This is a genomic window from Sulfurimonas paralvinellae (assembly GCF_014905135.1).
Lineage (GTDB): Bacteria > Campylobacterota > Campylobacteria > Campylobacterales > Sulfurimonadaceae > Sulfurimonas > Sulfurimonas paralvinellae.
This window is the reverse complement of record NZ_CP041406.1, coordinates 1,407,346-1,421,332: the sequence shown is the minus strand read 5'-3', so window position 1 is coordinate 1,421,332 and position 13,987 is coordinate 1,407,346. Positions and strand designations below refer to the sequence as shown.

Sequence of the window (13,987 nt, the reverse complement as noted above, 5' to 3'; positions counted from 1 at the left end):
ATTTTGAACTTGAAAAATAGGATGAATATATGGCAAGATTAGTAGTATTAGGTGGTGGGGTTGCTGGTCACACTACAGCAACTTTCGCTGCAAAATGGTTAGGATCTCAACACGAAGTAGTAGTTGTCACTCCAAATGCAAAATGGAACTGGATTCCATCAAACATCTGGGTCGGCGTTGGACAAATGAGTAAAGAAGAAGTTACTTTTGATCTCGCTCCTGTATATGCAAAAGCAGGTATTACATACCATCAGGCAAAAGCGGTCTCTATCAATCCTGAAGGGGGAGAATCTTCTGACAAGCCTTTTGTAACTATAGAGTACACAAGTGCAGATAAAGCTGGACAATCTGAGACAATTGAGTATGATTACCTGGTAAATGCGACAGGACCAAAACTTAACTTCGGTGCAACTCCGGGTCTAGGTGAAGGCAGCCAACTTGGTGAACATACGGTTTCTGTTTGTACTGCAGACCATGCTGTTCACGCTTCAGAAAAATTAGCAGAAGCTATTGAGAAGATGAAAGGCGGAACACGTCAAAAATTCCTCATCGGTACAGGTCACGGTATGTGTACATGTCAGGGTGCTGCGTTTGAGTACATTTTCAATATCGAACATGAGCTTAGAAAAGCAGGTGTACGTGATATGGCAGATATGAAGTGGATTTCAAATGAAGCATTCCTCGGTGACTTTGGTATGGGTGGACTCCATATGAAGGTCGGTGGATATGTTGTATCTTCAAATCTTTTTGCAGAATCACTTTTCGTTGAGCGTGGTGTTGACTGGATCATCGGTGCGCATACTTCAAAAGTTGAAGATGGGAAAGTTGAGTATGAACTTTTAGATGGTTCTAAAGGTGAGGAAGAATTTGATTTCGCTATGCTTATTCCACCGTTTGCAGGTGTTGGTCTTAAAGCTTATAACAAAGCAGGTGAAGATATCACTGATACTGTATTCGCTCCAAACGGATTTATGAAAGTTGATGCAAACTACAGTGCTGGTGCGTATGAAAACTGGAAAGCATCTGACTGGCCAAGAACATACCAAAATCCTACATATAAAAATATGTTCGCTGCAGGTATTGCATTTGCACCGCCGCATATTATCTCTAAACCAATGAGTTCTCCAAATGGAACTCCTATTAACCCGACACCTCCAAGAACTGGTATGCCTTCAGGTATTATCGGTAAAGCGGTTGCTCACTCTGTATGTGACTTGATGACCAAAGGTGAGAATGCTCACCTGCATGAAGCTTCTATGGCAGAAATGGGTGCTGCATGTGTTGCATCAGCTGGTAAAGGTGTATTTGACGGAACTGCGGCTGCTATGACAGTTTATCCTGTTGTTCCTGACTTTGAAAAATATCCTGGAACAGGTCGTGATACAGACTATACGTTTGGTGAGATCGGTCTTGCTGGACACTGGATTAAACATATATTACACTACTTGTTTATCTATAAAGCAAAACTAAATCCAGGCTGGACATTAATTCCAGAATAAAATAAAAGGAGAGAACATGAGTGAAAAGAAAGTAGTAGAAGAAGAGTTGAATTTTCAGCGTGATTTTAAATCATCACTGACTATGGTGCCGGGTGCATTTGCAAGAAAAATGAGAACATGTATTATTTGGCAGTTCATCAGATTCTTGATCATTAACATTAAAATGATCATTGTGGTTGGTAAAAGCCACTAAACTTTAAAGACTTTGGGAAAGTAATCCCAAAGTTTTACACCTCGTAAAAATCTGCAGTAACTAATTTTCAAAAGGCTTATCATGGTAAAAGAGATTATTCAGTACCCGACACCATTAAGCGTTGAATATGGTGTCGATGTCAGATTCTTTAATGAAGAGTTGTTTTCATTGATAGATGATCTCAAAGATACTATCACTCAAAACAATTTAGAAGGTCTGAGTGCTTTTCAGATAGGAAGCTACTTCAATGTCATTGTTGTTAAAGATGAAAACGGTGAATTCATAGAAATAATAAATCCTCGTTTGATCTCACACAGCGGTAGAACAACCACAGAAGAATCAACACTTTATTATCCCGGCCATACAGCACAGATAACACGACACGAAAATATCAGTGTTGTATATCAAAACAGAGAGGGTGAGAACAAATCCCTCAAAGCAACTGGTTCGTTGGCAATTCTTATACAAAGAAAGATCGATTATACTTTTGGTGCGACATTCATTCAAAAAATGTCTAAAGAAGAAAAAGAGATCTTTGAAAAGAGACTTGAATATGGAGCCGATGTCGGTAATGCAGATTACTGTCCTACAACTTTTAAAAGAGACAAGATCGTTTTTGGGATAAATATACTTATCATACTTATGGCACTCGTTTTCATCGCTTCATTATTCATAGAGGACAAAATAGTGCTTCATAGCATATACAATGGCATGCTGTATGGTTCCGCTGCTGTAATAGGCTTGGATATTGTCTACTTCTTTTATGCGCAGTATGAAGCAAAACAACAAAGTTCCTGCAGCAGTTGCCAAATAGGTAACATCATGGCTACAGCGGCAATTGTTTTGTTAAAGTTGGGTGTTGTTATGACGCTTGCTTACTTTTTTATCTATAAATGAGCAAAAGATGCTTAAGACGATTCCTACACTTACAAAACATAGAAAAGAGTTCATAGCAGCCAAAGAGACAATTTTAAAACAGTGGGTAAGTTATACTTCTCCCAAAGAAATTTTGGCACTGCATGAAATTGATGAAGCATATTTTATAGAAAAGTATGCAAGCGGTGTTTTTGATTACTTCATGGGTGTCATCTCCGGCGATGTTGAGATAGGTAACTGCCCCGTTATGCAGGAGCTTTTGGCATACTTGAAGTTTCGTGAGATAGGTGCAGATGAACTTTTTGAAATATGCACCCACTTTCGTCGTTCAATGGTCGATGTTTCCTATGATAATGGGATGAATTCCAAAGAGCTGTTTGATGAGATATCCTATCTTTTTGATAAGAATTTTCGTGGCATACTCAAGTTTTATACAGATACAATCTTTCAAAAACTCATCGATGCAAGGCAGGAAGCTATTCGTGCAGGTCAGGCGAAAGAGTACTTTCTTTCCAATATGTCTCATGAGATTCGCACACCGCTCAATGCAATTTTGGGTTTTGTAAATCTTTTGATAGATGAAGATCTTTCAAAGAAGCACAGAAACTATCTTGAGATTATCCTTAACAGCGGTGAGAATCTCTTGAGTATCATCAATGATATTTTGGACTTCTCAAAACTTCGAAGCGGCGAGTTTATCATAGAACCAAAGGTCTTTTCCATACACGATGAACTTAGTCACACTATGGAGCTATTCGTTGCAAGTGCGAATGCAAAAGATATAACAATTACTTCATTTATAAATCCGAAAATTCCGCGTGAGCTTTACGGAGATGCACTGCGTATCAAGCAGATAATCTCGAATTTTATATCCAATGCCATCAAGTTCACGCCTGAAGGCGGTATCATTGAAATTGAAGCATCCTATGAAAAAAGTATTTTGAAAATAAGTGTCAGCGATAACGGCGTAGGCATCGATGTGCAGGATTTGAAAAAAGTTTTTAACGCTTTTGTTCAAGCGGAGTCGGGTGATTATCAAAATATTGAAGGTACAGGACTCGGACTCTCTATATCTTATCAGCTGGCTGAACTTATGAACGGAAAAGTGGAAGTCGCTTCGGTACTTGGTCAGGGAAGTACATTTTGGATGGAAATCCCTATTGAGATTGCAAATAAAGAGTGCAAAGTCATCAATAATATAGATTATTTCCAAAAACTGAAAATGGCACTCTATGCAAAAGACAATGTTCTCAATTTCAAGCATGAATCTTTTTTGAAATATGCTGAAATATTCGGTATGGATATCTCTGTAGTAGATACTTTAGAGAGTGATTTTGACATCTGTATCTTTGTTCATGAAGATGTAGATATTGAATTTAAAAAAGAGATACTCACGCATAATAAACGATTTGTAGCCTTGATGAGCAAAGAGTATGATGATTATGAAAAATATCTGCATATCAATTCTCTCTGTTTCCCTCTATACTGCTCCAAGATTCATACGATCTTTAATGAACTGATGAATCCTGAAGAGTATGCGGAATATGAGAAAAAGATATCGAAAAATTTTAAAGGCCATGTTCTGGTCGCTGAAGATAATGAAGCAAATCAGGAACTTATAAAAATCATACTTGCAAAATACGGGCTTACTTTTGATATAGCCAAAAATGGTCTCGAAGCTTTCGAGTTTTATAAAAAGAACAGCTATGACCTTGTGCTTATGGATGAGCAGATGCCAATAATGGATGGTATAGAATCAGTCAAAAAAATCATTGAATATGAAGAGAATGAAGGCCTCTCACATACGCCTATATCTGCATTGACTGCTAATGTGATGAAGGGAGCGAAGGAGCGTGGACTTCTTGTCGGCTTTGATGCTTTTTTAGGGAAGCCTATTGTACTGAAGGAGCTAGAACGTGTCTTTTCCTCTTATTTGAGGATGGAGAATGTTTTTGTCGAAAAAAAACCGGCACAAGAGAAAGAAAAAAGTAAAAAAACTGCAATTACAGGTCTTGATGCCGATAAACTGACAAAAGAGCTAATGCTCACGCAGGATGAATTGGTATTGTTGCTTTCACTGTTTATAAAAAAGATGGAGACGACACTACCGGAGCTAAAAGAGGCAATAGATGCCAAAGAATATAGAAAGATAGCGCTTAAGGCACACAGTATTAAAGGTTCAAGTGGAAATTTTCGCATAGAAGAGCTGTTGAAAAATGCTGCTGAGATGGAAAAGATGGCCAAAAGTGAAGAGCGCGAGTATGATTATGAGCATGTGTTTCAAACAATGGAAGAAAAAATAGCTTCTATCAAAATAGGTTAAAAATCTATTTTATTCTTCTATATAATATCCAATTCCTGAAGCATTTTTGATGATATCTGTCTCAAGTTTGTTTCTAAGACGCCAAACAAGTGTTCTGACACTGTTTTCCGTTGCTCCGTTCTCATCCCAGACATAGTTCATAGCCTGTTCAAAACTAACTACAAGACCAAGCTGGGCGACCAAAAGACGTAAAAAAGCATTTTCTTTTTTAGTAAGCTTTATCTTTTTGCCTTTATAGAACGTCTCACAGATGCTTATATCTAAATGGTAATCTTTTCCAAAAGGAACGATCGGTTTGTCCGAAGTTCTTTTTGAGTAGAGTAGTTTTTCAAGATTGAGTTTATCGACTTTGAGAGAGTTAATGTCCTCTTTACGCTCATTTTCCATTTGGTACTTAAAGAGAGCCATCTGAATTGTCGCATGGAGTGAACCCGGATCAAAAGGTTTTACAATATAGCCATACGGCTCTGTCATTTTGGCCTGGGAAATGATGTCATCATCACTGTAGGAAGTAAGGAAGATAAAAGGGATGTCGTATTTTTCTTTGATCGTTTTTGCAAGATCGATGCCGTCATTGCTCTCTTGCAGTGAGATATCAATAATGATCACATCGGGTGTATATGCTGCTATTTTGTTTTTTGCCTGCAGGGCATTATCACAAACTGCGACAACACTGTAACCGTGTTTTTGCAGAGACATATTTAAATTGAGCGAGGTTATCTCGTCATCTTCGACAATAATAACTTTATGCTTTTCCATAGGGTAATCCTGTATCAAAAAAATATGACTATTTTGTGATAAATTTATTTATTATTATAATATAACTTTTTGTTATTTCCAAGAAGATTCTTCAAAGAATTATATTTTTGTTACAAAATGATACGAAAGAAAGAAATAATTAGTGTAAAATACGACATCAAGCGAGGAAAAGAATGAAATATTTTGTCTATATCTTGGAATGCAGTGATGCAACACTTTATACCGGTATTACAACAGATCTGCAAAGAAGACTCCAAGAACATAACAGTTCGGACAAAGGTGCAAAGTACACAAAAGCCCGCAGACCTGTCAAACTTGTCTATTCGCAAGAGTGTGCAGACAGAAGCAGTGCTTCGAAAAAAGAGTATGAGATAAAACATCTCTCACGCAAGGAGAAACTGAAACTTTTACACAAATAGTGCACATATCTCTGTTAAGATAGCGTATATAAAATAGAAAAGACCAGAGATATGAAAAAAAGAACTATATTTTTGTTACTATTTGTCTCTATAATAACATCACTACTTTCTAACGAACTGCCGGTATTGAAACTAAACAAATTAACAGAAGCGGAAAAAAGTGTCATTCTTTATAAAGCGACAGAGAGACCTTTCAGTGGAAAATATTATGAGTTCAATGAAGAAGGTGTTTACCTCTGTAAGCATTGTAATGCACCACTATACAAATCAAAGGATAAGTTTGATGCCCATTGCGGTTGGCCAAGTTTTGATGATGCCATTGCCGGGGCAGTAAAAAGAGTGCGGGATACTGACGGATATCGTACAGAGATTATTTGTGCAAATTGCGGGGCTCATCTGGGGCATGTGTTTGAAGGAGAGGGTTTTACAAAAAAAGATACACGATACTGTGTCAATTCCATCTATTTGAAGTTTCAAATAGAAGCTCCTTTGAAATAAGCCTATTTTGCAGGCGGATATTTTTGGGATGTTGAGTATTACCTCGAATTCAAAGAATATGATATTGCGATATTTGTGCGTGAGAAGAAGCTTTTTTATAAAGCTGAGAAATATCATCAAAACTATTATGAAAGAAAAGCAAAACAGCCCTATTGTCATCGCTATACGAAAAGATTTTAAATTGTAACACTATTGCGCTATGATTTCATTATGATACAGTTTACATTAGAAGATGAATATATAGAGCTCTATAAACTTTTAAAGGTTTTAGATCTGGTTGACAGCGGTGCGGAAGCGAAAATGATAGTAGCAGAGGGGTATGTCTCACGCAACGGTGAGACCGAGACAAGAAAACGAGCGAAGATTCGCAAAGGTGAAGTTCTGCTTGTCGGTGATGATGTCAAGATAGAAGTTCTTTAGAGGTGTCCTAAAGTAAAAAAGAGCTTCCCAGCCCTATAAGTCCACCAAAAACACCACCCCAAACAACAAGCCATTCAAGATGTTCTTTAATGAGACGCTCTACCATCTCTTTTACCATTTGCGGTGTGAGTTGATTGAGTCTTGTTTCTATTACTTTTTCGATGGACTTTAAAAGGTCATCACTCAAAGAAGAACTTTGAAGATGCTGCTGCAGAGTTGCATCAAAAGCTTCTGAATTCACAATAGTTATAACGGCTGATTTCAGTTTGGTACTGAAGGGCTCACGCAGGCTTTCAAGTGCAGCCTCTCCTCCAAACATCCCGAGCATACCGCCAAAAGATGACTCCATGACAGTTTTTGTCAACGCATCATATGCGGGAGAGAAGTCTGTCTCTTCTATAATGGGAACAAGATCCATTTTCTTCTCTTCGTTTTGAAAAAAGTTTTCTAACTGCTCACGGTTGAAAAACTCTTGCATCATCAAATCTTTTATGGCTTTTTTAAAGGCCTCAAATCTTTGAGGAATAACGCCTGAACCATATAAAAAAGGGATTTTTTCGAAGAGCATATGGATGGCGAGCTGATTGGTCAGTGCTCCCGAAAGAGCGAAGAGTCCTGTGTAGAGCAGGGTATCTTTCAACTGCGGTAAAATAAATGAAAGGCTGACGAGTATGGCGGCAATAAAGTTTGTTATAAAGCTCTTATTTAGTTTCAAAATATATCTCCTTTTTAAAAATGACATTATATAATTATAATATGAAACAAGAAACATATGAACTATTTAAACATGCCGACATTGATACAATTGTAGATATGATAGATAAAGAATTGCAAACGAGAAATGAGTCGCCTTTTTGGGCCGATAAGGTTGTTCCCTTCTCACGTGCTGTTTTATCAGTACTGATTCCATTGCGTGATATGGATCTGCTCTTTACACCGGAAGGCAAAAAAACAGATATACTGACTCCGGAACTTTTTTTAGAGTGGAATGATTTTTTAAGTTTGAAAACTTTAGTTTTTACACTGGCAAAATCAAATGATGCAGGAAAGTTACTAAGAACTTCAATAGATGAAGCAATGTGTGAAAAATATGAACCAATAGATCTTGAACTTCTGGGAACATACCTTTCACGTTATATAGTAAATTTAGAGCGTGAAGATTTAGATTTTCCTATTGCAAACTACAATCTGCATCAGGGTGTTTCCAATGTCATTAAATCACTGCTTTAATAAAAAATAGAGTAGAGCAGCCACCAGAGTAAGAAGATAAAAAATCCAAGCACTGCAAATGTAATGACAATACGCAGTGTCAGATAAAAAAGAAATTTGACCCAGTTTGGCATTAAGGTCTGTAAGGAACGGTTTTTATATGCAGGCCGCGTGTTGCGTACTCCATACCACCTTGAAGATTAATGACCTTATAACCGAACTCTTTGGAAAGCCATGGCGCTATCATTGAGGTTCTGCTTCCTGTGTGACAGATAAGAGCAAAAGGTTTGGTCGTGTCTACTTTTTTATTTAATTCTTTAAGAAATTTTCTGGCATCGTAATTACCTCTTTGATCAAAGAACATAATAGGAACAGCTCCTTTTAGGAGCCCTGTTTCCTGCCATTCTCTAGGAGTGCGGACATCTATGATAGGAATGTTCTTATTTAAAAAATCTTTTGTAAGGTATTGGTTTGTCAACTCTGCAAACAGTGAAACACTCAAGAGCAGTAATGCTAAAATAATCTTTTTCAATTCTTTCTCCAATATTTAAGTGTATAATTGTAGCGATAATATCTAAACAGGATAAAAATGGCAGCTTCTAAAAAAGCAATTGACAACGCAAATAGGCTTCGTTATGTTCGTGCATTGGAACGTTTTTCCAAAAGCATTATCTCTTATTTAAGTAACAGTGATGAGTTGAGTAAAGAGCGTTATGACAAAAAGATTGACAATGCACTCAAAGTATATCAACGTGTAGAAGAGATAGCTTTGTATAAGGGTGATCTGCAGGAACTGCAAAAACTCGTTAAAAAGATGATCGTTTATAAAGAGAGTAGTGAAGATATTGAAAATATCAAAGAAGATCTGCTTTACAGTATAAATCAGTTAGAAAAGAATAAAAATGCAAGACGATATAAGAAAGATAAGCACTCCAAATCCAAGTATGAGGATTGGGAGTAATTTAGAATTTTAGACGAGAGCGTTTAAAATTCCGTGTCAGTAACTTTTAGTAGCACCTGTTGTGCTACAGCCTCCAACTTATACCTCCAAATATTTATCAAGCCTCCCTTCAAAAAATATAGCCAACTGTGAAATAGTGAGACTCCAATTTCTTATAGGCATAGTCCATTTTTTTGATGCATTTTTTATACCCAAATAAAGTAATTTCAACAGTGAGTTTTCATTAGGAAATGCACCTTTGGTTTTAGTTAGTTTTCTAAATTGGCGATGTACGGATTCAATAATATTTGTAGTGTAAATGATTTTTCTAATCTCAGCAGGATACTTGAAAAAGACAGAGAGATTATCCCATTTATTCTGCCAAGAATTGATGACAAGGGGATATTTTTTTACCCCATTTTTCTTCAAGTTTTAGAAGCTCTTCTTCCGCTACTTCTTTCGTAGGTGCTTGATAGATAAGCTTTAAATCTTTTGCAAACTCTTTTTGATCTTTAGAAGCAATATATCTAATGGAATTGCGTATTTGGTGTATTACACAGAGTTGCACTTCTGTCTGTGGGAATATCGCATTTATGGCTTCTGGAAAGCCCTTTAGACCATCAACTGAGGCAATGAGTATATCTTCAACACCACGAGCTTGCAAGTCTGTCAGAACAGAGAGCCAGAAATTTGCACCTTCATTTTCCGAGAGATAAAGACCTAAAACCTCTTTTTTGCCATCAAGATGAACTCCCAGGATGGTATAAATTGCTTTTGAGACATATTTACCACCGTCTTTTATTTTATAGTGAATAGCATCTAACCATACAAAGGGATATAAAGGCTCTAATGGGCGAGCCTGCCACTCTTTCACTTTTGCAATAATTTTATCTGTAACGGCACTGATAGTAGCTGTAGAGATACTTACCTGATATATATCCTCAATATGTGAAGATATATCTCTGTAACTCATACCAAGTCCATACATTGAGATTATCTTTTCCTCAATTTCATCACTAATTGTAGTTTGGTGTTTTTTAACTATTTGGGGTTCAAATGTACCGTTTCTATCCCTTGGGATTTCAAGCTCAAATGTTCCATCACTGGTACCTTTGATGGTCTTTTTGTTAAAACCGTTTCGTCTGTTTGGCTTATCGCCAAGTACATCATTAGCAATATGTGATTCTACCTCCGCTTCAAGTGCAGCTTCTGTGAGTTGCTTGATGAGTGGAGCTAAAAGCCCACCTTTGCCGGTGAGTTTTTTCCCACTTCTAAATTCTTTTAAGATTTCATCAAAATCAAAATCTACTTCTTCGTTCATTGTCAGTCCTTGATAGTATTTTATCAAACTGATACGAAATTTCTAACACTCCCTTTTAGACCTGTTGTTCGTCTGTTGTTTGTTTGTTTTCAACCTCTGTCTCACGCAGCATCTGATCTAGGAGCGCAAAGAGCTCTTCGGAAGCAGCTTCCATTTTGTCAAAACTGTCAATGATCTCATCTGAATGAATAAGAACGGTCGTTTCAGGGTCTTTTGTTTCAATATAGGCAAGATTGTTATTTGCATTTGTGTGGACAATATTATGCGGTGATGCCATTTTCGGATAAGCCGAAGTCTGAGCAAAACGTTCTTTGCCTTCATTGTCATACCATTTTCCAAGATTACATGAGTGCGAATCAACTGCTTTGAGAACTTTTTTAAGTGACATCAATGAGTTATATGCACGTGATTTGTAAAGAATATGATCAATTTTTGCAAGAACGACAAAGATGGAATTTTCCATAAAGTATGACTGTTCTACAATCGTGTTGGAACCGTCACTGAGTTGAATCAATGTATCTTCAAATTTTTCAATTCCCTGAGTTGATGAATCAACGGTTGTCTTCATATTTTCAGAACTTTCCTGAATTTCACTCATGCCCTGCTGCAGTGATTTAATGGAGATTGCTATTTCGCTTGTTGCTTTGTGTGTTCTCTCAGCCAATTTTCTCACTTCATCGGCAACAACGGCAAAGCCGCGACCGTGTTCACCGGCACGAGCAGCCTCGATGGCGGCATTGAGTGCAAGTAGATTCGTTTGGTCTGCAATGTCTGTGATGAGTTCGATAACAGAGGTAATATTACTTGTCTGTGAAGCCAACTCTTCAATGTTCGCATTGTTCATAGTTGCCTGTTCGTTGATGTTATGCAGTTCATTGACAATACTTTCAATATTCTCTCTTGACTCATTGGCAAGATTTGATGCAAAACGTGTCGCTTGTGTGATGTCTTTAATCGCATTGATATTCGTTTTGAGATCGCTTTGAATAACTGTCAGTGATTCTGATACATTGACACTTTTAACGCTTAGTTTTGAATTGAATGCATCGCGCTGTGCTTTTTGATGCTGTTCTTTCATAAAGTCGATACTTTTTGAGACATTATTAATGGCAACAACAAACTCGCCTTCCATGCCTGCACTTGATATGGCTTTTGAAAAATCACCTTTGGATGCATTTGTGATAGTTGTGTTGATCTCATCAATGAGTTTTTGAACATGCCCAAGCAGATCAGCAAGATGTTTCCCCATGATGCCAAGTTCTGTATCTTCTGACTCATCTGTACAGGTTTTTGAAAAATCACCGCGTGCAGCATATGTGATAAGTTCTGTAAACTTTTCAATGCTTGAAGTAATTGATTTTCTAATGATGATAGAAAGAACAAGTACTACCAAGCCTACAAAAATTCCTGCAATCAGTACAAGGTATTTATAAAATGTTATTTTTGTCTGCAGTGATTTTGAATTTTGTGCAAGTTCGGTTTGTTTGAGTTTGACTAATTTTTTAAAGTATTTGCGCGACTCTTCTGCAAGCGGCGTGAGTTTGTCATGATATTGTTGATATATCTCTTCTTTACTGTTTTTTATCATTTCCGGCGTTAAACTTTTCATCATGTCAAATGCTGTGTTGATAAATTTGAGTGTAGACTCTTTGGATTTGATGACAAGATTGTGTACTTCAGGTGAGTTGTCAAGTCCTGCCAGAACATCGAAACTTTGTTTTATTGTTTTAATATTCTCCTGAATCTGAGCAATATCTTTTTCTTTAGGACCACCGAGCATGATATCTCTGTCATTTCTGCTGACATGATTCATGTTCTTTTCAATAATGAGGGTGTTAAGACCAGCTTTCATCGAATTTTTATAAAGGTGGTTATAATCTTTTTCCAAGTCGCTCATCGCACCAAATACAAAAATGGCAGCAAATACTATGGAAACGGTAGCAATCGCTACGAGATAGTTCATCTTCTTTTTTATACTAAGATTTTGAAACATTAGTAAATCCCTTTTATAATTAAATTGTGATATCTTAACATAAAAATTTATGCATGAATATAAAATTTTTCAATATAACTATCCATTTAGGTTTCTTGTAACTTTTTTGCATTTTCCCTGAAATGAAGCTAGTTGTGGTACAATATTAAAAAATTATAATTCATATTAGAGAGTAGAAAATGACGATAGCTGAAGAAGAAATACGAAAATTTGAAAATCATAACTGTGCGGAAAACAATGTTTTTTATCAGGCAATGGAAGAAGTGATTTATTCCATAGCACCGCTGCTGCAGTCAGATGAAAAATACAGAAAACATGGGATCATGGAACGACTGGTTGTTCCTGACAGAGTTATCAAGTTTAAAGTGACATGGCTGGATGATAATAATATTATACAGGTTAATACGGGATATAGAATTCAGTTTAACAATGCGCTTGGTCCTTACAAAGGCGGTCTGCGTTTTCATCCGACGGTCAATGAAGGTGTTTTGAAGTTTTTAGGGTTTGAGCAAATATTGAAAAATTCTTTGACCGGTCTGCATATAGGAGGTGCAAAGGGAGGGAGTGATTTTGATCCAAAAGGGAAAAGTGATTTTGAAGTGATGAAATTTTGTTCTGCTTATATGACGGAACTGCATAAATACATCGGTGCACGCATCGATGTTCCTGCAGGAGATATTGGTGTTGGAAGCCGAGAGATAGGGTATCTTTTTGGCGAGTATAAGAAGATTACATCAACTTACGAAGGAGTACTCACAGGAAAACCATTTTTCTTTGGCGGTTCTTTAATGCGCCCTGAAGCTACGGGGTATGGTGCCGTCTACTTTACCGAGAGCATGCTTGAAATGGAAGGAAAAGAGCCATTAATGGGAAAAGTCTGTACAGTCAGCGGAGCGGGCAATGTCGCTGTCCATGCCATAGAAAAGCTTACGCAAATAGGAGCTGTTCCTGTGGCATGTTCAGATTCAAAGGGCACCATCTATGACTCTCGAGGAATCGATGTGGAACTTTTAAAAGATATCAAGCTGAACAAACGCCAATCACTTACAAAATATGCTGAAGTCCATGCTGAGGCAAAATATATTCCTATTGAGGAGTATCCCGAAGGGGGACATGCGGTGTGGGATATTCCATGTTATGCAGCTTTTCCGTGTGCAACACAGAATGAACTGACAGAGATAGATGCGCAAAATCTTATCAATAATGGCTGCGTGAGTGTAACAGAAGGTGCAAATATGCCTTCAACTCCTGAAGCAATTTCGTTGCTGCAGTCACATAAGGTTTGTTTCGCTCCTGCAAAAGCCGCCAATGCCGGCGGTGTGGTGGTAAGCGAGTTTGAGATGAGTCAAAATGCCGCCATGTCAAAATGGGGCTTTGCCAAAGTAGATGAACGTCTCAAAGAGACCATGCAGATGATATGTAAACGGGTAGCTCTTACAGCAAAAGATTATGGTGTTGAAGGAAATTATGTTGACGGTGCGAATATCGCGGGATTTAAAAAAGTAGCCGATGCTATGATAGCAGAAGGAATCTAAGT

Annotated in this window: 15 protein-coding genes and 1 pseudogene; 11 read left to right on the top strand and 5 right to left on the bottom strand. The window is 37.4% G+C overall.

The annotated features are described in order from the left end of the window. Window positions 1-29 precede the first annotated feature (29 nt). The 4 genes from FM071_RS07320 (at window position 30) to FM071_RS07305 (ending at window position 4,891) form a co-directional block, all read left to right on the top strand. Window positions 30-1,499 (top strand): NAD(P)/FAD-dependent oxidoreductase, encoded by a 1,470-nt coding sequence (locus FM071_RS07320; RefSeq protein WP_193110238.1) that lies wholly within the window; start codon window positions 30-32, stop codon window positions 1,497-1,499. 16 nt (window positions 1,500-1,515) lie between these two features. Then, on the top strand, window positions 1,516-1,692 hold the full coding sequence (locus tag FM071_RS07315; protein ID WP_193110236.1) for a hypothetical protein: 177 nt from the start codon (window positions 1,516-1,518) through the stop codon (window positions 1,690-1,692). A gap of 81 nt (window positions 1,693-1,773) precedes the next feature. After that, window positions 1,774-2,589, top strand: a complete 816-nt coding sequence (locus FM071_RS07310; protein WP_193110234.1) for a peptide deformylase — start codon at window positions 1,774-1,776, stop codon at window positions 2,587-2,589. A gap of 7 nt (window positions 2,590-2,596) precedes the next feature. Beyond that, the gene (locus FM071_RS07305; RefSeq protein WP_193110232.1) at window positions 2,597-4,891 is read left to right on the top strand and encodes a hybrid sensor histidine kinase/response regulator; all 2,295 of its coding nucleotides are present in this window, start codon (window positions 2,597-2,599) and stop codon (window positions 4,889-4,891) included. A gap of 9 nt (window positions 4,892-4,900) precedes the next feature. On the opposite strand, the gene FM071_RS07300 is transcribed toward FM071_RS07305, so the two are convergent. Next, complete coding sequence (locus FM071_RS07300) at window positions 4,901-5,650, bottom strand: response regulator transcription factor (protein WP_193110231.1); 750 nt, start codon at window positions 5,648-5,650, stop codon at window positions 4,901-4,903. Between the two features lie 173 nt (window positions 5,651-5,823). Here FM071_RS07300 and FM071_RS07295 point away from each other — a divergent pair, with 173 nt between their 5' ends. The 4 genes from FM071_RS07295 (at window position 5,824) to FM071_RS07285 (ending at window position 6,987) form a co-directional block, all read left to right on the top strand. Further along, entirely contained in the window at window positions 5,824-6,069 is a 246-nt protein-coding gene (locus FM071_RS07295; protein WP_193110229.1) for a GIY-YIG nuclease family protein, read from the top strand. A 126-nt stretch (window positions 6,070-6,195) separates the two neighbouring features. Beyond that, window positions 6,196-6,567 (top strand): methionine-R-sulfoxide reductase, encoded by a 372-nt coding sequence (locus tag FM071_RS10750; protein ID WP_226960603.1) that lies wholly within the window; start codon window positions 6,196-6,198, stop codon window positions 6,565-6,567. A gap of 63 nt (window positions 6,568-6,630) precedes the next feature. Then, complete coding sequence (locus FM071_RS10745) at window positions 6,631-6,747, top strand: peptide-methionine (S)-S-oxide reductase (protein ID WP_226960602.1); 117 nt, start codon at window positions 6,631-6,633, stop codon at window positions 6,745-6,747. Window positions 6,748-6,777: 30 nt separating this feature from the next. Beyond that, a complete protein-coding gene (locus tag FM071_RS07285) occupies window positions 6,778-6,987 on the top strand; it encodes an RNA-binding S4 domain-containing protein (RefSeq protein WP_226960516.1) in 210 nt (69 codons plus the stop codon). Window positions 6,988-6,994: 7 nt separating this feature from the next. Here FM071_RS07285 and FM071_RS07280 read toward each other — a convergent pair whose 3' ends face one another. Then, window positions 6,995-7,702, bottom strand: a complete 708-nt coding sequence (locus tag FM071_RS07280; protein ID WP_193110227.1) for a DUF445 family protein — start codon at window positions 7,700-7,702, stop codon at window positions 6,995-6,997. A 41-nt stretch (window positions 7,703-7,743) separates the two neighbouring features. On the opposite strand from FM071_RS07280, the gene FM071_RS07275 reads away from it, so the two are divergent. Beyond that, complete coding sequence (locus tag FM071_RS07275; RefSeq protein WP_193110225.1) at window positions 7,744-8,217, top strand: hypothetical protein; 474 nt, start codon at window positions 7,744-7,746, stop codon at window positions 8,215-8,217. A gap of 112 nt (window positions 8,218-8,329) precedes the next feature. On the opposite strand, the gene FM071_RS07270 is transcribed toward FM071_RS07275, so the two are convergent. Then, the gene (locus FM071_RS07270) at window positions 8,330-8,740 is read right to left on the bottom strand and encodes a rhodanese-like domain-containing protein (RefSeq protein WP_226960515.1); all 411 of its coding nucleotides are present in this window, start codon (window positions 8,738-8,740) and stop codon (window positions 8,330-8,332) included. 45 nt (window positions 8,741-8,785) lie between these two features. Between FM071_RS07270 and FM071_RS07265 the strand changes: the two genes are divergently transcribed. Further along, window positions 8,786-9,157, top strand: coding sequence for a hypothetical protein (locus tag FM071_RS07265; RefSeq protein ID WP_193110223.1), 372 nt, complete (start codon window positions 8,786-8,788; stop codon window positions 9,155-9,157). A gap of 78 nt (window positions 9,158-9,235) precedes the next feature. Here the strand turns inward: FM071_RS07265 and FM071_RS07260 are convergent. Further along, window positions 9,236-10,457 (bottom strand): annotated as a pseudogene (locus FM071_RS07260) (IS256 family transposase). A 55-nt stretch (window positions 10,458-10,512) separates the two neighbouring features. Beyond that, complete coding sequence (locus FM071_RS07255; protein WP_193110221.1) at window positions 10,513-12,450, bottom strand: methyl-accepting chemotaxis protein; 1,938 nt, start codon at window positions 12,448-12,450, stop codon at window positions 10,513-10,515. Between the two features lie 179 nt (window positions 12,451-12,629). Here FM071_RS07255 and gdhA point away from each other — a divergent pair, with 179 nt between their 5' ends. Then, a complete protein-coding gene (gdhA, locus tag FM071_RS07250) occupies window positions 12,630-13,985 on the top strand; it encodes an NADP-specific glutamate dehydrogenase (protein WP_193110219.1) in 1,356 nt (451 codons plus the stop codon). Window positions 13,986-13,987 lie beyond the last annotated feature (2 nt).